We start from the raw sequence: 18,516 nt of genomic DNA, 5'->3' as shown, positions 1-18,516 counted from the left end.
GGTGTGTGAACTATAGCTTAGGCTCCGCTGGCACTACCTCGGAGGGGGTACGTTCCCCACACTCGCTGACTTTGGGGGTGCTGTTGGGCCAGCCACGCGCTACTGGACGGGCTAGTACAGATGATGGGGTCCTCTTAACGTTATTCACGTTTATCGACCGCTGGACAACCCCGTGTGGCATCTTGTTCAACACTGTCACGACGGCCAGGAGGAGGTACCGGGCCGGATGACCGAGACTCACCGGCCTGCTCCCAGCGGGCGTCGCGATGTCGACGAGGTTGGTTCGTCGACCGCCGCCTGCGAAGACCTGGCACTCCTCCAACGCCTCCGGTCCGGCGACGACGCCGCGTTCGGTGAGCTGTTCTCCCGACATTCCGACGCCGTGCGCAGGCTCGCGCTCGGGCTGGTCAACGACCGGGCCGAAGCCGAGGACCTCGCCGCGGAGGCCTTCTTCCGCGTGTTGCAGGCGGTTCGGCGCGGTTCCGGCCCCGTCGACAACGTGCGCGGCTACCTGCTGATCGTCACCAGGCGCGTCGCGTGGGAGTGGAACGCCCGCAAGCGCGATGTTCCGGTGAGCGACGAGGAGTTGAGCCACCGCGTCGGCGCCGGGCCGGACAACACCGGCCAGTCGACCGAGCGCACCCTGATCACCCGCGCTTTCACCAGCCTGCCCGAACGTTGGCGCAGCGTGCTGTGGAAGGTCGAGGTCGAGGGTGAGCGCCCCGCCGTTGTGGCGGGCAACTTCGGACTCAGCCCCAACGCGACAGCGGCTTTAGCCCGCCGCGCGCGGCAGGGGCTGCGCGCCGCCTACCTCCAGGCACACCTAACGGTCGACCGTGGCTCTACCGGCTGCCGGTCCGTCCTGGAGAAGTTGGGCGCGTACACGGCAGGCAGCATCAAGGGCACTGAGCGGCGCAAGGTCCGCGCTCACCTGTCGACGTGCCCTTCGTGTACCTCGATGCAGGCAGAGCTACAGGACGTCTGCTCCGGCTTGCGCGCCCACGCCGCGTTCATCGCAGCTCCCATCGCCGGTGTCGCGTTGTGGCAGCAGATCGGGATGGTCGCCTCGAACACCACGGCGGCCACCGGATTCGGTGCGCTTAAGGGGCTGCTGTCCACCGCGAAGATGCAGGTGACTCTTGCGGCTACCTCAGCGGCCGCGGTCGGCGTCTTCGGGCTTGCCTTGGTGCCGTGGGGCGCGAGCGTCGATCAGCACGCCTACGCGGACTTCGAGGGCGCCGGGCCGACCGAGCTGCTGATCAACCCGGACCCGTCGGCGGCAGGCGGGCTCGCCCCGGCTCCGACAGGTGCGGTCATCCCGACTCAGCGCAAGCGACCGGACAGCCCCTCGGGCAACGCGGACCAGCCCGGTGACCGTGACGTCACACCGCCGACAACGACGACGACCCGCCAAGAGGTGCCTGCCGCCGCGCAGCCCCCTCAGGCGGCCAGTCAGGTCGTGCGGGTGCCCACCCCGGCCAAGGCCCAGCCGCAGACGAACACGCAGGCGGCCGAGAAGCCCGGCAGGACCAACCAGACGTCACCGCCGCGGCGGCCAGGCCGGATGGGCTTCCAGCCGGAGGACCCCTACGACGAGTCGCTGCCCGTCGTGTACACGCAGACCACTTACGAGCGGAAGTGGTCGATCTACGACCGCTACGACGTGGTCACCGAGACCAGGGTCACCACCAAGGTCAACTCGGCCGGGCAGACCACCGCGGTCACCAAGCAGGTCGAGTACACCAGGACCCGCTACCCCGGCTACCCCGGTTCGGTCCGGCAGTCCGGCAGCCGCGCCGAATCCGTGTCGACGGTCACCGTGACGGGTGCACCACGCCGCCGCTAGTTGATCAACTCCGGTCGCCGGTGCCAGAATCGGTGCCGCAGGCTGGTCGGGCATTTCACCCGTTGGTCGCAGCGCCGAGGAGGTAACGTTGCCTCCTGGTGCTGTCAGACCCGGGTGCGTGCCACTGCCACGCACCGGCGGCCGGAGGGCAGGAGATGACGCGTCAGGTCCGCGACGTGAACGGTCGGCTGTGGACCGTGCACGGCACGCTCGAGTGGCGCACCCCGGCCACCGAGGACGACTTCGAGCACGACGTCGCAGCCGGGTACGTGCCCGGTGTGGTGATGTTGGTGCTGATCTCGGTCCTCGTGGTCGCGCTGGTCGCCTGGATGCCAACCGATGTGTTCGTGCCCGGCTGGTTAGTGCTGCTCATCGTGCTGGCCATCCTCTTCTTCCCGGCGCGCTGGGCGATCCGGCGACCGTGGACGCTGATCGCCGAGACCGGCGACGACGGCGACGGTGAGCCCACCGAGCGGTGGATGGGCACGATCCGGGGCTACTTCAGCGCGCGCAACGAGATCACGCGCATCGCCAAGGAGATCAGCCAGGACACGCAGCCCAGCTACGAGGGCATCCTCAAGCCGTTGACCTGACCGTATCCACCCGGTCACGCCCCGGCGCAGGGCATGACAGCACGCCACCCAGCGGCGAGACTGGTGGCGTGCCGGAGCTCCCCGAGGTCGAGGCCCTAGCCCACCACCTGCGCGAACACGCCGTCGGCCGACGCGTCCACCGCGTCGACGTGGCGTCGCTCAGCGTCCTCAAGACCGCCAGCCCGCCCTGGACCGCGCTGCACGACCGGGAGGTGACCGGGGCGACCCGGCACGGCAAGTACCTGGTCCTGGCGGTTGACGGCCTGCACCTGGTCACCCACCTGGCGCGGGCTGGCTGGCTGCGCTGGGCCGACACGATGTCGGCGATGCCGCCGAAGCCCGGTAAGGGCCCGCTGGCGTTGCGCGTGCACCTGGGTCCGCCGGGGCAAGGGCCCGGCTTCGACCTCACCGAGGCGGGCACCAAGAAGGGCTTGGCGGTCTGGATCGTCGAGGACCCGGCGACGATCGAGCAGATCGCCACCCTCGGCCCGGACGCCCTCGCCCTGACCCGCGACGAGTTCGGTGCCCTCTTGGGCGGCCGCTCCGAACGCCTCAAGAACCTGCTCACCAGCCAACGCGTGCTGGCGGGCATCGGCAACGCCTACTCCGACGAGATCATGCACGTCGCCAAGCTGTCGCCTTACGCGACGCCTGCCCGCCTACCGGCAGACGCGGTGGACCGCCTCTACGAGTCCATGCGCACGGTGCTGACGGACGCGGTGACCCGCTCGGTAGGCCAAGACGCCGCCCGCCTCAAGGGCGAGAAGCGCTCTGGCCTCCGAGTGCACGCCCGCACCGGCCTCCCCTGCCCGATCTGCTCGGACACGATCCGGGAGGTCTCGTTCGCGGACAAGTCGTTCCAGTACTGCCCCACCTGCCAGACCGGCGGCAAGCCCTTGGCCGACCGCAGGCTCTCCCGGCTCCTCAAGTAACCGGGCTCAGTGGCCCCGGGCGATCCACTCGTCGAGGTGGGGAGCCTCGGCGCCGATGGTCGTCGAGTCGCCGTGGCCGGTGAAGACCTTGGTGTTCACCGGGAGCGCCAGGAGGCGTTCGCTGATGGAGTCGATGATGGTCGGGAAGTCGCTGAAGGAGCGGCCGGTCGCACCGGGGCCGCCCTGGAACAACGTGTCGCCGGTGAAGATCGCGTCCAGCTGCGGGGCGTAGACGCAGACGGCGCCGGGGGCGTGGCCCGGGGTGTGCAGCACCTCCAGGAAGACGCCGCCGACCTCGAACTGCTGGCCGTCGTGCAGGGGCTCGTAGTCGGCGTCGGGGTAGAGCACGCGCCAGAGCGGGTCGTCGGCGGGGTGCAGGTGGACCAGGGCGTCCGTGGCGGTCGCGAGGTCGGCCGCGGCGTTGATGTGGTCGTCGTGGGCGTGGGTGCAGATGATGGCGCGGACCACGCGGTCGCCCACGGCGGCGAGGATCTCGTCGGGGTCGTGGGCGGCGTCGATGACCACCACCTCGTGGTCGTCGCCGACGAGCCAGACGTTGTTGTCCACCTCCCACGTGCCGCCGTCGAGGCTGAAGGTGCCGGAGGTGACGACGTGGTCGACGCGGGCCGACATCAGAGGACCACCACCGAGCGCAGCACGTCACCGTGGTGCATGCGGGTGAACGCGACCTCGACCTCGTCCAGGGCGATCTTCTCGGTCACGAACGCGTCCAGGTCCAACCTGCCCTGCTGGTACAGGTCGACCAGGTACGGGAAGTCGCGTGAGGGCAGGCAGTCGCCGTACCAGCTGGACTTCAGCGATCCGCCGCGGGAGAAGAAGTCGATCAGCGGCATCTCCAGGCGCAGGTCCGGGGTCGGCACGCCGACGAGCACGACCGTGCCAGCCAGGTCGCGCGCGTAGAACGCCTGCTTCCAGGTCTCCGGGCGGCCGACCGCGTCGATCACCACGTCCGCGCCGAACCCGCCGGTCAGCTCCTGGATCGCGGCGACCACGTCGCCAGCGCCCGCGTTGACCGTGTGCGTGGCGCCGATCCCCTTGGCCCACTCCAACTTCCGGTCGTCGACGTCCACGCCGATGATCGTCGTGGCGCCTGCCAGCCGGGCGCCCGCGATCGCCGCGTCACCGACACCGCCGCACCCGATCACCGCGACGCTGTCGCCGCGGCCGACGGCACCGGTGTTCACCGCGGCACCGATCCCGGCCATCACACCGCAGCCCAGCAACCCCACCGCGGCGGGCGAGGCGGCCGGGTCGACCTTCGTGCACTGTCCACTGTGCACAAGCGTCTTCTCGATGAACGCGCCGATGCCCAGCGCGGGCGACAAGGCGGTGCCGTCCTGCAGCGTCATCGGCTGCTTGGCGTTGTGCGTGCTGAAGCAGTACCAGGGCTTGCCCTTCAAGCAGGCCCGGCACGTGCCGCACACCGCGCGCCAGTTGAGGACCACGAAGTCCCCCGGCGCCACGTCGGTCACGCCGTCACCGACCGACTCGACGATCCCGGACGCCTCGTGGCCGAGCAGGAACGGGAACTCGTCGTTGATGCCGCCCTCGCGGTAGTGCAGGTCGGTGTGGCAGACCCCGCAGGTCAGGACCTTCACCACCGCCTCGCCGGGACCCGGGTCGGGCACGGTGATCGTCTCGACGCTGACCGGCTGTCCCTTGGCGCGGGCGACGACACCCCGGACCTGCTGCGGCATACAACTGCTCCTCTTGCTCGGGTACGCCGCCAACCGTATTCGAGTGCACCCGCCGGTGCGAATGGTCAGATGTCGCCCACGTACGGGATCTCGTTCACCGCGGGCGAGGTCATCCACTCCCGCAGCGTCGCCGTGGCGCGGACATCGTCCTCGTTGTACTCCAGCAACCGCGTGCGCTGCGGTAGCTCCGGCTCACCACCGTCAAGCCCAACAGCGTCGCGGTACCAACGCATCGAGTTCTCGCCGCCCGCCTCCGGGTCACGCCACCTGAACCCGGCGACCGGGGCGATCGTCTTGAGCCCCTTGCCGTGCGAGCACAGGAAGTACTCCCGAACGCTGCCGAACAGGTCGAACCACTCGTCGGACTCGATGAACGAGATGACCTCGCGCTTGCGCGGCACACCCGGGTACCCGCCGAAGCGGCGCACCGACGCCAGCAGCCAGCGGTTCTCGGCGAGTTCGTTGTAGCAGTAGGCGCGGAAGCTCAGCCCCCGCTCGGCCGCCGCGGCCCGCACCCCGGTCAACCAGTGCCAGAACTCGGCGAACGACCGCGCCTCGTCCTCGGTCGGCAACGGCTCCCAGCTGACGAACGCCCGGTACCCCCGCGGCTCGCCGATGTCGGCCCCGGACAGCAGCACACCCCACATGTACGCGCCCGCGTCGCCGAAGCTCTCCATGTCCACGTCGACCTCGACGTCCGCGCGCGGCACGTCGATCACCTGGCTGCGCCGCACCACGGTCAGGTCGGCCAGCCACGCGCGCGCCAGGCCGACCGCGTCCTGCACCGGCATCCCGACCAGCGGCACGTCGGTGTCGTGCGGGTCGATCTCGGCGAGCGCGTCGACCGAGGTCACCCCAGCCGCGCGCAACATCCCGGCGTCCTCACCGCGCACGACCAGGCTGACGTCGCGCGTCTGCACCAGGGCCGCCTCGCACACCGGCCACCACGGACAGCTGCGGCACTCCACGATCCGCGACGGCTCGGCGAGCGCGGGCTCACCCGCGGCCGCGGCGGTCGCGACGGCGATCCGGTCGGCGAAGCGGCTGTCGTACTCGGCGAGCGCGGTCCGCCCGCCGGGCCAGGTCGGCGCCTGCAGGTCGTGCCAGACGACCGCGTCCCCGTCGAGGCCGATGACCCCGGCGAACGCGGTGCGCTCGTCGGCGAACCCGGCGCCCTGCAGCAGCCGCCTGGTGTGCGCGAGCCGCAGCTGGTCGCGCGGCTGCGGGCGGACCTTGCGGGTGCCGTCCTGGGTGCCGCCGACGTTGGCCAGCTCCTCGAGCGGGGAGGTGCGCGCGCCCGTGCCGGGGTCGGTGACCTTGTGCCGGACCACCAGCACCGGCACGTACCCGCCCGCGGTCCGCACCAGCAGGTCCATGCTGCCGCGCCGACCCGCGAGGGGGTCGCGCGGGAGAGCGGCGCCCCAGATGAAATCGCGACCCTCGGTGAGCGCGGCGAGGGTCGCCGCCTCGCGGTCCGCCGACCGGGTGGCCGGGCCGGTGGGCACCTCGTACCAGCGCTCGCCGAACCGGGCGGCCAGCTGGTCGGCGACCACCCGCCGGTGCGCGGTGGCGTCGGCTTTGCGCAGCTCAGAGGTGGGGTCGGGGGCACCGCGCGGCACATCGCGCATGGCGGGGTCGTGCTCCAGGTGCACGCGACGCCTGCAGCGGCTCACCACGCCGGCGTCGAGGAGCACCGTTGTAGTCACACTGCGCAGCTTAGTTGCGGTGGCCGACGATTCCGGTACCGCCCGATTCGACCCGTGGGCGTGCCGGGGGCGATCACGCCAAGTAGGTTCATGTCATGGCGCGCAAGAAGGTGGCGGACCTGCCCCTGATCACGCCCGCGAAGGCCAAGAACGCGATCGCGGTGGCGAAGGTGCTCGCGCCCGCCGTGTTGCCGGTGGTGACGCCGTACCTGCTCAAGTCGGCTGCTGCGGTGCGCGACAGCTGGGACCGGCGCAAGGCCCGCAGGCTGGGCATCGCGGTGGACGACCTGGGCCACTACTCCGGCAAGGGCGGCGCGTTGCACGCCCGCATCGCCGGTGCCGCGTCCGGGATCACCGAGCTGCGGACCAAGCCGGACGCCTCGCCGCAGGAGCGCGCGTTCGCCGACGCGGCCGACACCAGGTTGCGCCAGCTCGCGGCCGCGATCCGGGCGTCGGAGCGGATGCCGACCGCCCGCAGGCGGGCGGCGCACCGGGCGGTGTCCACCGAGTTGGACCAGCTGGAGGGCCGGTTGCTGAGCGCGCTCGGGGTCTGATCGCGGGGCGTGACCGGGTCCCGCCACCCGGACTGTGGTCGAGACCTCTGGACACCAGCGCTTACGCTGTTGGGTTGTGCCCCCCGGTCGAGTGAGCCCGCCGCGCGCCCCGCGCGTGCTGCGGGGCGCGCTCCTGGGTGGGTCGAGCGCGGCACTGGCGATCTCCGCGCACGGCATGGCGGGCGGCGGGATCCCGGACACGGCGGTCACGCTGGCACTGACGGCGCTGGTCGGGTGGGCCGGGACGGCGCTGGCCGACCGGCGCGGCGGCCTCGTGGCGACCCTGGCGCTGCTCGGGGTCAGCCAGCTCTGCCTGCACGTGCTGCTCACCGACATCGCGGTGCCGCACGACGGCCACCAGCACACCCCCGCGGTCAGCGGTGGCCTGATGCTGGTCACGCACGTCGCGGCCACGGTGATCAACGCGGTCCTGCTCACCGTGGCCGGTGCGGCGCTCAACGCGATCGCGAGCGCGGTCACCGGCCTGGTCCGGGTGCTGACGACCAGCCTCCCGCCGACCACGCCGCAACCCGCGCTGACCGTCACCACCACCGCCAACCACCTGCTGACGGTCCTCTTACGCGTCGTCTGCGGACGGCGCGGTCCCCCAGTCCCCTCCTGAAGCCCCCGCACCCCCTTCGCGAGTCGTGTCTGACTCGACCCCTTCCTTCAGGAGATACCTCGCTATGTCGACTTATCGTTTCGCCGCGCGCGCCGGGGTTGTGCTCGCCGCCGCCGGTACCGCTGTCCTGTTCACCTCGGGCATCGCCTCCGCGCACGTGACCGCCAAGGTCCTCGGCGAGCCCGCCGTCCAGGGCGGCTACACCAAGATCACCTTCCGGGTGCCGAACGAGGACAACACCGCGGGCACCGTCAAGGTCGAGGTGAAGTTCCCGGCCGAGACCCCGATCGCCTCGCTGCGCACCAAGCCGTTGCCCGGCTGGACCGCCACCATCGTCAAGGGCAAGCTGGCCAAGCCGATCACCTCGCACGGCGCCGAGATCACCGAGGCGGTCAGCTCGGTCACCTGGACCGCGGCCGCGGGCACCCGCATCGGCCCCGGCGAGTTCGCCGAGTTCGAGGTCTCCGGTGGCGCGCTGCCCGAGACCGACCAGCTCGTGCTCCCGGCGGTGCAGACCTACGACAGCGGCAAGGTCGTGTCCTGGGACGCCCCGCCGCCCGCCGCCGGTGCCGAGGAGCCCGAGCACCCGGCCCCCGTCGTCAAGCTGACCAAGGCCGCCGCGGGTGGCGACGACCACGCGGCCGCCGCACCGGCCGCGACCGCCACCGACACCCACGGCGAGAAGACCGAGGCCGCGGCGGCGAAGAGCTCGGACACCACCGCCCGCTGGCTCGGTGGCGCGGGTCTCGTCGTCGGCGCGCTCGGCCTGGGCCTCGGTGCCGGTGCGACCCTGCGGGCGCGTCGGGCGGTCGCCGCCGCGAAGGCGGGGAACTGACCGATGCGCGCACTGGGCCGCGGCCTCGCGGCGCTCGCGGTGGCCGCGCTCGCCACCGTCGCCCTCGCCGGGCCCGCGTTGGCGCACAACCAACTGGTGTCCAGCACCCCGGCGGACAAGGCGTCGGTCGACTCGGGCCCGAGCACGATCGAGCTGACCTTCGACCAGCCGGTGCAGGCGGGCGAGAACCTCAACTCGATCGTCGTGGTCGGACCGGACGGGACGGGCCAGTGGCAGGGCGGCAAGGCCGCGGTGCGCGGCAACGTCGTCTCGGCCCCGCTGCGCCCGCTCGGCCCGGCCGGTGACTACCGGGTCGGCTACCGCATCCTGTCCGCGGACGGCCACCCGGTCTCCGGCGAGATCAAGTTCACGCTGACCGCGGCGGGTACCGGCACCCCGGCACGCGCGGCGGAGGTCGCCCCCACCACCGGCCAGGCCGCCGCCGAGGACGACGGCGGTGTCCCGGTGTGGATCTGGATCGCGGGCGCGGCCGTGCTGCTCGGCGCGGGCGTGTTCCTGGCGCTGCGGGTCGGGGGCAGCGAGAAGTGACCAGCACCCGGACCACCACCCACCACCCGTGGCTCGCGGCGGGCCTCGTGGTGTCCTCGATCGTCGGCGTCCTCGTCGGCCTCGCGGTCACCGCGGCGGAACCGATCCCCGGGTTGCCGGAACCGGCGGTGGTGGTCCGGGTCGGTCTCCCGATCGTCCGCGTCCTGCTCGACATGGCCGCGGTGGTGACGGTCGGGCTGAGCCTGCTGCCGCTGCTGATCGGCTTCGACCGGCCGAAGCTCGCCGAGCCGGTGTTGGCAGGCGCGCGGCGGGTCGCGATGCTCAGCGCCCTGGTGTGGGTCGTGACCGCGCTGGTGGCCCTGGTGCTGCAGACCGCGGAGCTGCGACCGGGCGCGAACGTGTCCGCCGCGTCGGTCTTCGACTACATCGGCACCGTCGGCGCGGGCAAGGCGCTGGTGTTCGTCGCCGCCTTCGCCGCGATCAGCTTCGGGTTATCGGTGTGGTCGGTGCGCGCGGGCGAGTCGGTGCCCGCCGAACTGCGCGCGGCGGTGGCGCTGTTCGCGCTGTTGCCGCTACCGGTCACCGGTCACGCCACGAACTGGCGGTGGCACGACTTCACGATGATCTCCATGGAGCTGCACGTGATGTCGGCGGCGGCGTGGACGGGCGGTCTGGGCGCGGTCGTCGTCCTCTTGGCCGCCAACCGGACCCTCCTGGCGCACGCCCTGCCGCGCTTCTCCAAGCTCGCCACCATCTGCCTGGTCGTCGTCACGGCGACCGGGGTGTTCAACGGCGCGGTGGAACTGCTGGTCAACCCGAACATCCCGCTGCTCGAGGCGCTGGTCGGCACCCGCTACGGCGTGCTGGTGCTGCTCAAGACCGCCTGCCTGGTCGGTTTGGCGGTCCTCGGCGCCAAGATCCGCTGGCGGCTGATGCCCGCCATCGCCGCGCACCGGAGCACCGCGCTGGTCACCTGGGCCGGGCTGGAGTTGGCGATCATGGGACTGGCGTTCGGCTTCGCGGTCGTGCTCACCCGCGCACCGGTGTCCTGACCTGGGGATCGATTCAGGTATCCCCAGTACCCCGGAGTAATCCACACCGAGTTGTCCACAGTTGTGGATAAAGTGGGGGGAGTTATCCACAGGGGGCCGGGCGGTTCGGCGAGGGGATGGAGCCGTTCAACGCCGAGTTGCCGAAGCCGAGCAACCGATTGAGCGGTTCGAGGTGGGCCGAACGGCGCAACGCCGAGTGGTCAGTCCCGCTCGGTGAGGTGCGCCGCCGCGGGGTGCGGGGCCCGCAGGTGCGACAGCCGCGCGGTGGCGATCCGACCGCGGCTCTCCAACTCCCGGTAGGAGATCCACCCCTTGGCGTACGCGCGGTAGGCGCGGGCCAGGCCCACCAACTCGGCGAGGTGGTCGGCCGAGCGGCGTCGAGCGTCCTCCGGCAGCTTGGCCACGCAGGCCAGCTGGCTGTTGACCGCCTGGTCGAGTGCGCGGGCCGAAGCCAGGGCGCGTCGCCGGTACCGGAACATGAGCACCTCGCGTGGGGCCGACACGGACAGTGACCAGGTGCGGTTTCCGCGCAGTACATCCGGCCCGCTGACCCTGGCGTCGTTCACGATGCGCAGTCCGTTACCCACCGGGATACCGCCATCCGGTCGAAAAGCCGGTTCAGCGGTAACGGGCCCAGCGCGCCGAGGTGTCGCCGGTGCGGAAGTCGCGGAGCCGTCGGAGCAGCTCAGGGCGCACCTGCGGGCTGCTGTTCATGATCGGTAGGACACTGGTGATGAGCTTGAGCTCACGTACTTCGCGAAGTACCGAAAAACCACTCCACAGAGTGACGTCGAAGCCGTAGCCGACGGCCAGTTCCCGGTACCGGGCGGCAGGCTCGCCGAAGCGGCTCACGCCCACCGCGAGCGGGGTCATGTCCCACTCCGGCGGGCCCAGGCAGCTGGAGTCGAAATCGCACAGCACCGGGCCGAAGGCGGTCGGGATGAGGTTGCCCAGGTGGGCGTCGCCGTGGACCAGGCCCCGGGGTAACGGGAAGCTCAGCGCCCGCAGCCGGGCGTCGGTCTGCTCGACCCGGTCCCGCAGGAACTCCAGGTCGTCACCGGCGAGGCCCTCCGCCTCGCCGAGACGCCTGCGCACGTCGTCGAGCGGGTCCCAGTCCGGCAGCTCCGGCAACTCCGGGAGGGCGTGCACCACCCGCAGCAGCCGGGCCAGATCGGCCGCCCGGGGTGGGACGCCGTACTCGGGCACGGCGTCCCACACCGTCGCCGCGTAGTCACCCACGCAGACGGGCTGCTCGATCCCCGCGGTCAACCGCACCGCGGGGACGTCGTTCTCGGCGAACCACTTGGCGACCCGGACCACCTTGTGCACCCGGTGCCGCAGCGCGACCGAACCGACTATCCGGACGACGACCGGGTCGCCCGCCAGCCGGAACACGGCGTTGTTGGTGAACCGCAGCAACCGAGCGCCAGCCGGGTCGACGCCGACCCGCGCGCACACCGCGGCCAGCGCCGCGTCCAGGTTCTGCCTGGTGAACAACCCGTCGGTGGCCATCGGTCCCCACAGCCGGCGATGACCTGCCGATACGCCGGTCAGGCCACGCTGAGATTGATGATCTGCTCGGCCAGCTCCCGCGCGTCGGCGTTGTTGCGGCGCTTGGTCGCCTCGTTGAGCAGCGGCTTGAGCCGGTCCTTGACCCGGGAGGACTTCAGCGACTCGGCCAGCTCCACCGCCGCGCGGCCCACCCGGGCCCCGTGGTCGATGTCGCCCTCCAACATGTGGTTGGTGGCCAGCGCGCTGAGGTTGAACGCCCGGCTGCGCGCGTAGTCGTCGCCGTAGGAGTCGATGGCCTTGGTCAGCGCCGGGATGGCGAACTTCGTGTGCGTCGGGTCGGTGGTCTGCGCCAACACCGTGTGCACGGTGCCGATCATGGCGTAGACGTCGGTCTCGTTGAAGAAGCGGACCCAGTCCTCGGCCTTGGTGTGGTCGGCGCGGGCGAACTCGTCGCGGGTCCGCCCGATCAGCTTCATGGTCTGGTCCTTGTGCCCCATCAGCGCGTAGGCCCACGCCTGGTTGGCGCAGATCACCGCGACGGCGAGCTCGGAACCGGACTCCTGGGCGGCGATCTGGCCCAGCTGGAACATCTTCAGCGCGTCGTCCGGGGATTCCTTGTGCAGGTAGACCCGGCCCATCCGGTACAGGATGTTCGCGACGAGCGGTTCGCTCTTGCCCGCCTTGGCCAGCTCCAGCGCCTTGCCGAAGTGGTTGCGGGCGGAATCGGTCAGGCCGATGTCGAACGAGGTCCACCCGGCGAGGTTGTGCAGGTCGGCGAGTGCGACGTGCAGGCGTTGCTTCACGTGATCGGGCCCGGAGGCACCGAGCATCTGTTGGCCCCAGGACAGTTGCGCGACCACGGCGTCCCGGCAGAACCCACCGCCGTACTGGTAGTCCAGCGACCGCAGTGCTCTGGTCGCCGCCTCCACCTGGCGGACGTCGGTAATGCCGATGCGACCGGGTGCTGGGGTTTGGACCGGGTTGGCGACCCACGACCCGGAGTTGTTGCCCAGCACGTTCGCGCCCACCGTGACGGCGGCCGCGTGTGCCAGGAACTCCCGACGCTTCACCTCTTCGCTCTCCTCAGGCTGCGCGGCCTCGCGGGTCACCGCCACACGGACCGCGGTGACCTCGTCGTAGGCGAGGCCCATGTATCCCCTCGGGACACCCAGTCCGTCGGCGATCCTGGCGAGCACGTCGTAGGCCATCACCTGACGACCCTTGAGGATCTCCGACACCTCGGACTGCGACTGGCCGGTCATCGCCGCGATCTGGCGCTGCGACACACCAGTGCGGCGGAGCAGCCGATACACGGAACTGACCTCCCGCGCTGCGAGCGCGGCCCGCATCTCGGGCTCCTCCCAGGTGTCTGAAGAAATGGGAGAACCCGAGGATCCGATGGAGTTCATTCCGCCCCTCTCACTCTCCGCCGGGCGTCAACCGCAGAGTAAGCGCACTTCACAGGCAGCGAGAAGGGCGGATCGGTGAGCCTGATCGGTCGGGCTGAACTCGCTCGACCGCTCACCGGCAAACGACCGCCGATCGGCGCTGTGACGCTCCAATCTCGTTCCGCACGCCTCAATGTAGTTCGTTGTAAGCGTACGAGCACGGAGGGAAACCGAGAACGTGGAACTGCTCCGGTCGGCCCCCAGCCCCTTGGTGGCAGCGCAGGCCAGGCGGGTGGATCCCCACGTCGAGGTGCCCGCCGAGGCCCACCGGGACTTCCGCGGTGAGTTGCACGGCTCGGTCGGTGAGCGCCGGGTGTGGCGCATCGCCTGCGGGGACGTGATCAACCGCGACCGGTGCCTGACGGTGCTCGTGGAGAAGAACAAGGTGGTCCTGGTCGGGCCACCCGGTGAGACGGCGGTGCTCTCCAGCGGGCAACTCGGCCAGCTGCGCGACGCCCTCCGCGAAGCCGCCGAACAGGCGGAAAGGTAACGGTGACGTTGAGGTGGACGAGATACTCGGCCAGGTCCTGCGCAGCGCCGTTTGGGAGCGGCTGGACATGCTCACCGAACTCGCGAACAGGGCAGACGCCCCGTCGCTGCTGTCCGTGGCCCGCTCTGAGCTGCCGCGGCTGACCGAGGGCTGGCGGTCGATGCTGACCGCGCACGAGCCCGACGCCAAGGGCAACTGCCCCACCTGCTCGAGCCGCTGGCGCCAGCAGAAGGCGCCCTGCTCGGTGTGGCGCGCCGCCTACGAGCACCTCGTCGCCGGGGGCCTCGCGCCCCAGCACACCACGCGCCGCAAGGCCGAGGGCAGTACCCGCAAGTCGCGCCGCCTCACCGCGAGCGCGCGCTAGGCAGGCGGTCTGGGTTCCGCCGTTCCCCCGGACGCCGCGGAGCCCAGACCGTCGATCAACGGCAGGTCACGACCGTTGGTCGCAGGCGGCGCGAGCCGCCCACGCACTCCGCGGACCGGTGCTGATGTGCTTCTCGCGTCCCCGACCGGCACCGGTCCGCGGCTCCACTCGGGTACTACCCGTTGGTAATAGCGGAAACTGGTCCCGGAAGTGGCGTCCAGGCCATTTCGTGCGTCTCCCTCAGTCGTTGGACGGGCAAGATGAACGTCTGCGATCAGGAGGAGACGCTGTGGCCAGCCCTACCCCACTCCGCCGCCAACCCGTGCAGCAGCGCAGCGCCAAGCGGGTGCAGAGGATGCTCGAGGCGTGTGCGGAGCTGGTCGACGAACTCGGCTACGACGGGGTCACCACAACACTCATCGCCGAACGCGCGGGGGTGGCGGTCGGGTCGCTCTACCAGTTCTTCCCGGACAAGCGGGCGGTCGTGCAGGCGCTGACCCAGCGCAACCTGGACCACTTCATGGCCGAGATCAGCCGCAGGCTCGACGAGGCGCACCTGCAGCACTGGTGGGACGGCGCCGACCTGATCTTCGACAGCTACGTGCGGATGTACCGCGAGGTCCCCGGGTTCAGCCGGATCCGCTTCGGCGACGTGGTCGACCTGCGGCTGATCGACGGTGAGCGCGACAACAACACGGTGATCGCGGAGAACCTGGCCTCTTTCCTCGCCGACCGGTTCGGCATCCCGTTCGAGGACATCCGGCTGCCGGTCGCGGTCGCCAACGAGATCGCCGACGGGATCCTGAACCTCGCCTTCCGGCGCAAGCTCTTCCCGGAGGCACTGGTGATCGCCGAGGCGAAGATGGTCGTGCGCAGCTACCTGACCGGCCAGATGAAGGCGGTCGGGCAGGCGACACCCAGCGGCTAGGCGCTGTCCTGTGAGTCTGGTGCGTGGGATCGGTGATCCGCGTGGTCCCTGGGTGCGCGGGCGGGAAGCCGCACGTACCGGGTTGTACTTGGGCTTTCCGCCCGTGCGGTCAGGGGCCGCGCGGGCGCGGATAGCGCGTGCCTGACTTGCAGGGCAACGGCTAGCCGAAGCTGTGCCCCTCGCCGCGGTAGGTGGGGACCGCGCGGACGACGGAATCGCCCTCCAGCACCTGGTACTCGGTGAACCGTTCCGCGAGTTCCCCCGCCTTCGCGTGGCGGAACCACACCCGGTCGCCGACGCGCAACCCGTCGGCACCGGTGAGCGGGGTCTGGACCTCGCCAGCGCCCTCGAGCGGCAACAGGCGTAGACCTTCCGGCAGGTGCGGCACCGGCAGCCGGTCGCGGTTGACCGGACCGGAGGCGAGGTAGCCACCGCCGAGCACCGTGGCGATCCCGGGGGCCGGGCGGCGCACCACCGGCACCGCGAACAGCACGGCCGGGCGCGGGGTGAAGCGGCGGTAGTGGTCGAACAGGCCGGGGCCGATCAACCCCGACCCGGCCGCGATCTCGGTGACCGACGGGTCTTCCCGGGTCGACTCGATGCTGCCGGTCCCACCGCCGTTGACGAACTCCAGCGGCGAGATGGCGCTCACGGCGGCGACCGCCCGGGTGCGCCGAGCGGTCAGCTCCCGCGCGGACCCGCGCTGCACCCAGCGCAATGCCGCGCCCAGCAACGGCTTGCCCGCAGGCGCGTCACCCATGCCCGCGATCTGGCCCTCGTAGCCCATGATCCCCACCAGCCGGAAACCCGGCCGCGCCGCGATGGCGGCCGCGAGCTCCTCGGCCTGGCGCGGGGTGAACACCGGCGAGCGGCGGGCACCGATGTGGACCTTGCCGCTGCCGCGCACCGGCCGCCACGACACGTCCAACTCCAGGCAGACCCGGATCTCCGGGTGGTCGGCACCGAGCGCGGCGTCGACCAGGTCGAGGTGGTCGACGGAGTCGACGACCAGCGAGACGAGTCGGCGGGCGGTGTCGTCGGCGGCGAGCGCGCGCAGCGCCGAGTGGTCGGCGGTCGGGTAGGCGACCAGGATGTCGGTGTCCGCGAGGTCGGTGCCCGCCCACACCCGGGTCAGCCACAGCGCCTCCGGCAGCGCGTAGCTCATCACCCCGGCGAACCCGGGACGGCGCAGAACGCGTTCAAGCAGGTAGCGGCAGCGCACCGACTTGCTCGCCACCCGGATCGGGCGGCCGTCGGCGCGGCGCAGCAGGTCGGCGGCGTTGCGGTCGAAAGCGTCGAGGTCCACCACGGCGACCGGTGGGTCGAGGTGCTCGGTGGCGGTGTCGAGGCGGTCGCGTTGGGTGCGCACGCCGACAACCGTACGTCATGCGGTATTGAAATGTGAACTGGATTCACTTAGCGTTCCAGTGAGGGAGGTCCGATGGCGGAGACAGCGGCACTGGCTTGGCGCAACTGGGCGGGCACCGAGTCGGCGACCGCGGCGGAGGTCCACGCGCCGCGCGGGGTCGAGCAGATCAGCGCGGTGATCACCGCGGCCGCCGAGCGCGGGACGACCGTGCGGGCACGGGGAAGCGGGCACTCGTTCACCTCGGCGGCGGCCGCGCACGGCGTCGCGCTCGACCTGTCGAACTGGACAGGGGTGGTGGCCGAGGCGGGCACCGGGGTGGACGGCGCCGAGGTGACGGTCCGGTCCGGCACGACCCTCGCCGCGCTCAACGCCGAACTCGACCGGCGCGGTCGGGCCATGGCCAACCTCGGCGACATCGACGCGCAGACCATCTCCGGGGCGATCTCGACCGGCACGCACGGCACCGGCGCCCGGCTCGGCGGGATCGCGACCCAGGTGAGCGCGCTGGAACTGGTGCTGGCGAACGGATCGGTGGCGCGCTGCTCGGCGACCGAGCGCCCGGACCTGTTCGCCGCGGCCAGGATCGGCCTCGGCGCACTCGGGGTGATCAGCACGGTCACGCTGCGCACCGAAGCGGCGTTCGCGCTGGCGGCCGAGGAGCGCCCGGAGCCGTTGGACGCGGTGCTCGAGGGCCTGGACGAGAACTGCGCGGACAACGACCACTTCGAGTTCTACTGGTTCCCATACGGGCAGAAAGCTTTGACCAAGCGCAACAACCGGATGCCGGTTGGCGCGCTCCCCCGACCGCTCGGCCCGGCGCGCGCGTTCTTCGAGTACGAGATCATGGAGAACGCGGCCTTCGGCGCCCTGTGCAAGATCGGCCGGTTAGTCCCGCAATTGGTTAGACCTTTGAACAAGTTGTCCGCTTCGGTGCTATCTCCGCGCTCTTACAGCGATGTGTCGCACAAGGTTTTCGTGAGTAGCAGGCGAGTGCGGTTCGTCGAGTCGGAGTACGCGATCCCGCGCGCCGCGCTGGGTGAGGTGTTGGCCGAACTGCGCGCCAGGGTCCCCCAATTGGTGGAACCGGTGATGTTCCCGGTTGAGGTGCGGGTCGCCGCAGCCGATGACATCTGGTTGTCCACCGCGCACGAGCGCGATTCCGCCTACATCGCGATCCACCAGTACCGGGGGATGCCGTACCGGGCGTACTTCGCCCTGTTCGAGTCGATCGTCAACGCGGTCGGCGGGCGACCGCACTGGGGCAAGATGCACACGCTCGACGCCGGGGCGCTGCGCGCGCGGTACCCCCGGTTCGACGACTTCGCCCGGGTTCGGTCCGAAGTGGACCCAGGCGGGCTGTTCCGGAACCCTTACTGCGACCGGGTTCTCGGCCCGATCTGACCAATGGCCTCAGCGATGGGGGCGTCGCCGCCGACCAGTTCCAGGGTCGCGCCCGCAGTACCCGGCTCGTCGAGCAGTTCGACGAGCACGGCGGCGACGTCCGACCGGCTGACGACACCGGGCGCGACGGTCGGCCCCAGCGCCACCGCGCCGGTGGGCGGGTCGTCGCTGAGCCTGCCGGGGCGCAGGATCGTCCAGTCGAGATCGCGCGACCGCAGGTCCCGCTCGGCCGCGTCCTTCGCCGCGAGGTAGGCGCCGAACACCTCGTCGGTCGACACTCGACCCAGGCCCATGGCGCTGACCTGCAGGTATCGCCGGACCCCGACCACTTGGGCCGCTTCGGCGGTGAGGACCGCCGCGCCGAGGTCGACGGTGTCTTTGCGCGGTATGCCACTTCCCGGCCCTGCGCCCGCAGCAAAGACAACGGCATCGGCGCCGGTTAGTACTGCCGCGACTTGCTCGACCGTCGCGGCTTCCAGGTCCAACACGACGCCGTCGCCGCCGTGGGCGCGGATGTCTTCGACGTGCTCGGGATTGCGGACGATGCCGATCACGGTGTCGCCCCGGTCAGCAACCAACCTGGTCAGCAGCAGCGCGATCTTGCCGTGTCCACCGGCGATGACGAGTCGCACGATC

Annotated in this window: 20 protein-coding genes; 12 read left to right on the top strand and 8 right to left on the bottom strand. The window is 71.1% G+C overall.

What is annotated here, in order from left to right; genetic code table 11:
* Nucleotides 1-226 precede the first annotated feature (226 nt).
* From LV75_RS14590 to LV75_RS14580, 3 genes are all read left to right on the top strand, one after another.
* On the top strand, nucleotides 227-1,846 hold the full coding sequence (locus LV75_RS14590; RefSeq protein ID WP_253887429.1) for a sigma-70 family RNA polymerase sigma factor: 1,620 nt from the start codon (nucleotides 227-229) through the stop codon (nucleotides 1,844-1,846).
* Nucleotides 1,847-2,001: 155 nt separating this feature from the next.
* Nucleotides 2,002-2,439: a DUF983 domain-containing protein gene (locus LV75_RS14585; RefSeq protein ID WP_253887428.1), complete on the top strand. Its 438-nt coding sequence runs from the start codon at nucleotides 2,002-2,004 to the stop codon at nucleotides 2,437-2,439.
* A gap of 68 nt (nucleotides 2,440-2,507) precedes the next feature.
* Entirely contained in the window at nucleotides 2,508-3,371 is an 864-nt protein-coding gene (locus LV75_RS14580) for a DNA-formamidopyrimidine glycosylase family protein (RefSeq protein ID WP_253887427.1), read from the top strand.
* A 6-nt stretch (nucleotides 3,372-3,377) separates the two neighbouring features.
* On the opposite strand, the gene LV75_RS14575 is transcribed toward LV75_RS14580, so the two are convergent.
* The 3 genes from LV75_RS14575 to LV75_RS14565 form a co-directional block, all read right to left on the bottom strand.
* Nucleotides 3,378-4,004 (bottom strand): MBL fold metallo-hydrolase, encoded by a 627-nt coding sequence (locus tag LV75_RS14575; protein ID WP_253887426.1) that lies wholly within the window; start codon nucleotides 4,002-4,004, stop codon nucleotides 3,378-3,380.
* Nucleotides 4,004-5,089 (bottom strand): S-(hydroxymethyl)mycothiol dehydrogenase, encoded by a 1,086-nt coding sequence (locus tag LV75_RS14570; RefSeq protein ID WP_253887425.1) that lies wholly within the window; start codon nucleotides 5,087-5,089, stop codon nucleotides 4,004-4,006. The genes LV75_RS14575 and LV75_RS14570 overlap by 1 nt, the downstream gene beginning before the upstream one ends.
* 65 nt (nucleotides 5,090-5,154) lie before the next feature.
* Nucleotides 5,155-6,795 carry a TM0106 family RecB-like putative nuclease gene (locus tag LV75_RS14565; protein WP_253887424.1) on the bottom strand — a complete coding sequence of 547 codons (1,641 nt, stop codon included), beginning with the start codon at nucleotides 6,793-6,795 and terminating at the stop codon, nucleotides 5,155-5,157.
* Nucleotides 6,796-6,890: 95 nt separating this feature from the next.
* On the opposite strand from LV75_RS14565, the gene LV75_RS14560 reads away from it, so the two are divergent.
* From LV75_RS14560 to LV75_RS14540, 5 genes are all read left to right on the top strand, one after another.
* Nucleotides 6,891-7,349, top strand: a complete 459-nt coding sequence (locus LV75_RS14560) for a DUF6474 family protein (protein ID WP_253887423.1) — start codon at nucleotides 6,891-6,893, stop codon at nucleotides 7,347-7,349.
* 76 nt (nucleotides 7,350-7,425) lie between these two features.
* Nucleotides 7,426-7,971, top strand: a complete 546-nt coding sequence (locus LV75_RS14555; protein ID WP_253887422.1) for a hypothetical protein — start codon at nucleotides 7,426-7,428, stop codon at nucleotides 7,969-7,971.
* A 64-nt stretch (nucleotides 7,972-8,035) separates the two neighbouring features.
* The gene (locus LV75_RS14550) at nucleotides 8,036-8,806 is read left to right on the top strand and encodes a YcnI family copper-binding membrane protein (RefSeq protein WP_253887421.1); all 771 of its coding nucleotides are present in this window, start codon (nucleotides 8,036-8,038) and stop codon (nucleotides 8,804-8,806) included.
* A gap of 12 nt (nucleotides 8,807-8,818) precedes the next feature.
* A complete protein-coding gene (locus tag LV75_RS14545; RefSeq protein ID WP_372504184.1) occupies nucleotides 8,819-9,355 on the top strand; it encodes a copper resistance CopC family protein in 537 nt (178 codons plus the stop codon).
* Nucleotides 9,352-10,368 (top strand): CopD family protein, encoded by a 1,017-nt coding sequence (locus LV75_RS14540; protein ID WP_253887419.1) that lies wholly within the window; start codon nucleotides 9,352-9,354, stop codon nucleotides 10,366-10,368. Before LV75_RS14545 ends, LV75_RS14540 begins: the two co-directional genes overlap by 4 nt.
* A gap of 200 nt (nucleotides 10,369-10,568) precedes the next feature.
* Here the strand turns inward: LV75_RS14540 and LV75_RS14535 are convergent, their stop codons facing one another.
* The 3 genes from LV75_RS14535 to LV75_RS14525 are packed head-to-tail and all read right to left on the bottom strand — an operon-like array spanning nucleotide 10,569 to nucleotide 13,289.
* Nucleotides 10,569-10,955, bottom strand: coding sequence for a hypothetical protein (locus LV75_RS14535; RefSeq protein WP_253887418.1), 387 nt, complete (start codon nucleotides 10,953-10,955; stop codon nucleotides 10,569-10,571).
* A gap of 31 nt (nucleotides 10,956-10,986) precedes the next feature.
* Nucleotides 10,987-11,880, bottom strand: a complete 894-nt coding sequence (locus LV75_RS14530; RefSeq protein ID WP_253887417.1) for a phosphotransferase family protein — start codon at nucleotides 11,878-11,880, stop codon at nucleotides 10,987-10,989.
* Between the two features lie 38 nt (nucleotides 11,881-11,918).
* On the bottom strand, nucleotides 11,919-13,289 hold the full coding sequence (locus tag LV75_RS14525) for an NsdA family TPR-like regulatory protein (protein ID WP_344800536.1): 1,371 nt from the start codon (nucleotides 13,287-13,289) through the stop codon (nucleotides 11,919-11,921).
* 289 nt (nucleotides 13,290-13,578) lie between these two features.
* On the opposite strand from LV75_RS14525, the gene LV75_RS14520 reads away from it, so the two are divergent.
* The 3 genes from LV75_RS14520 (at nucleotide 13,579) to LV75_RS14510 (ending at nucleotide 15,110) form a co-directional block, all read left to right on the top strand.
* Nucleotides 13,579-13,818 carry a hypothetical protein gene (locus tag LV75_RS14520; RefSeq protein ID WP_253887718.1) on the top strand — a complete coding sequence of 80 codons (240 nt, stop codon included), beginning with the start codon at nucleotides 13,579-13,581 and terminating at the stop codon, nucleotides 13,816-13,818.
* 13 nt (nucleotides 13,819-13,831) lie between these two features.
* Nucleotides 13,832-14,182 (top strand): hypothetical protein, encoded by a 351-nt coding sequence (locus LV75_RS14515; RefSeq protein ID WP_253887415.1) that lies wholly within the window; start codon nucleotides 13,832-13,834, stop codon nucleotides 14,180-14,182.
* A gap of 289 nt (nucleotides 14,183-14,471) precedes the next feature.
* Complete coding sequence (locus LV75_RS14510; RefSeq protein WP_253887414.1) at nucleotides 14,472-15,110, top strand: TetR family transcriptional regulator; 639 nt, start codon at nucleotides 14,472-14,474, stop codon at nucleotides 15,108-15,110.
* A gap of 160 nt (nucleotides 15,111-15,270) precedes the next feature.
* Here LV75_RS14510 and LV75_RS14505 read toward each other — a convergent pair whose 3' ends face one another.
* Entirely contained in the window at nucleotides 15,271-16,479 is a 1,209-nt protein-coding gene (locus LV75_RS14505) for an amino acid deaminase/aldolase (protein WP_253887413.1), read from the bottom strand.
* Between the two features lie 72 nt (nucleotides 16,480-16,551).
* On the opposite strand from LV75_RS14505, the gene LV75_RS14500 reads away from it, so the two are divergent.
* A complete protein-coding gene (locus LV75_RS14500; protein ID WP_253887412.1) occupies nucleotides 16,552-17,880 on the top strand; it encodes a D-arabinono-1,4-lactone oxidase in 1,329 nt (442 codons plus the stop codon).
* On the opposite strand, the gene LV75_RS14495 is transcribed toward LV75_RS14500, so the two are convergent.
* Nucleotides 17,850-18,512 (bottom strand): SDR family oxidoreductase, encoded by a 663-nt coding sequence (locus tag LV75_RS14495; RefSeq protein WP_253887411.1) that lies wholly within the window; start codon nucleotides 18,510-18,512, stop codon nucleotides 17,850-17,852. The two genes, LV75_RS14500 and LV75_RS14495, sit on opposite strands and share 31 nt — an antisense overlap.
* Nucleotides 18,513-18,516 lie beyond the last annotated feature (4 nt).

Source organism: Actinokineospora diospyrosa (assembly GCF_024171925.1).
GTDB classification, from domain to species: domain Bacteria; phylum Actinomycetota; class Actinomycetes; order Mycobacteriales; family Pseudonocardiaceae; genus Actinokineospora; species Actinokineospora diospyrosa.
The sequence above is the reverse complement of the archived record's forward strand: the minus strand, read 5'-3'. Positions and strand labels throughout refer to the sequence as shown.

What these genes read in the sequence shown, in the direction of transcription:
- LV75_RS14585 (WP_253887428.1), top strand. Translation starts at nt 2,002, where the DNA reads ATGACGCGTCAGGTCCGCGACGTGAACGGTCGGCTGTGGACCGTGCAC.
- LV75_RS14590 (WP_253887429.1), top strand. Translation starts at nt 227, where the DNA reads ATGACCGAGACTCACCGGCCTGCTCCCAGCGGGCGTCGCGATGTCGAC.
- LV75_RS14550 (WP_253887421.1), top strand. Translation starts at nt 8,036, where the DNA reads ATGTCGACTTATCGTTTCGCCGCGCGCGCCGGGGTTGTGCTCGCCGCC.
- LV75_RS14525 (WP_344800536.1), bottom strand. Translation starts at nt 13,289, where the DNA reads ATGAACTCCATCGGATCCTCGGGTTCTCCCATTTCTTCAGACACCTGG.
- LV75_RS14575 (WP_253887426.1), bottom strand. Translation starts at nt 4,004, where the DNA reads ATGTCGGCCCGCGTCGACCACGTCGTCACCTCCGGCACCTTCAGCCTC.
- LV75_RS14570 (WP_253887425.1), bottom strand. Translation starts at nt 5,089, where the DNA reads ATGCCGCAGCAGGTCCGGGGTGTCGTCGCCCGCGCCAAGGGACAGCCG.
- LV75_RS14500 (WP_253887412.1), top strand. Translation starts at nt 16,552, where the DNA reads ATGGCGGAGACAGCGGCACTGGCTTGGCGCAACTGGGCGGGCACCGAG.
- LV75_RS14560 (WP_253887423.1), top strand. Translation starts at nt 6,891, where the DNA reads ATGGCGCGCAAGAAGGTGGCGGACCTGCCCCTGATCACGCCCGCGAAG.
- LV75_RS14530 (WP_253887417.1), bottom strand. Translation starts at nt 11,880, where the DNA reads ATGGCCACCGACGGGTTGTTCACCAGGCAGAACCTGGACGCGGCGCTG.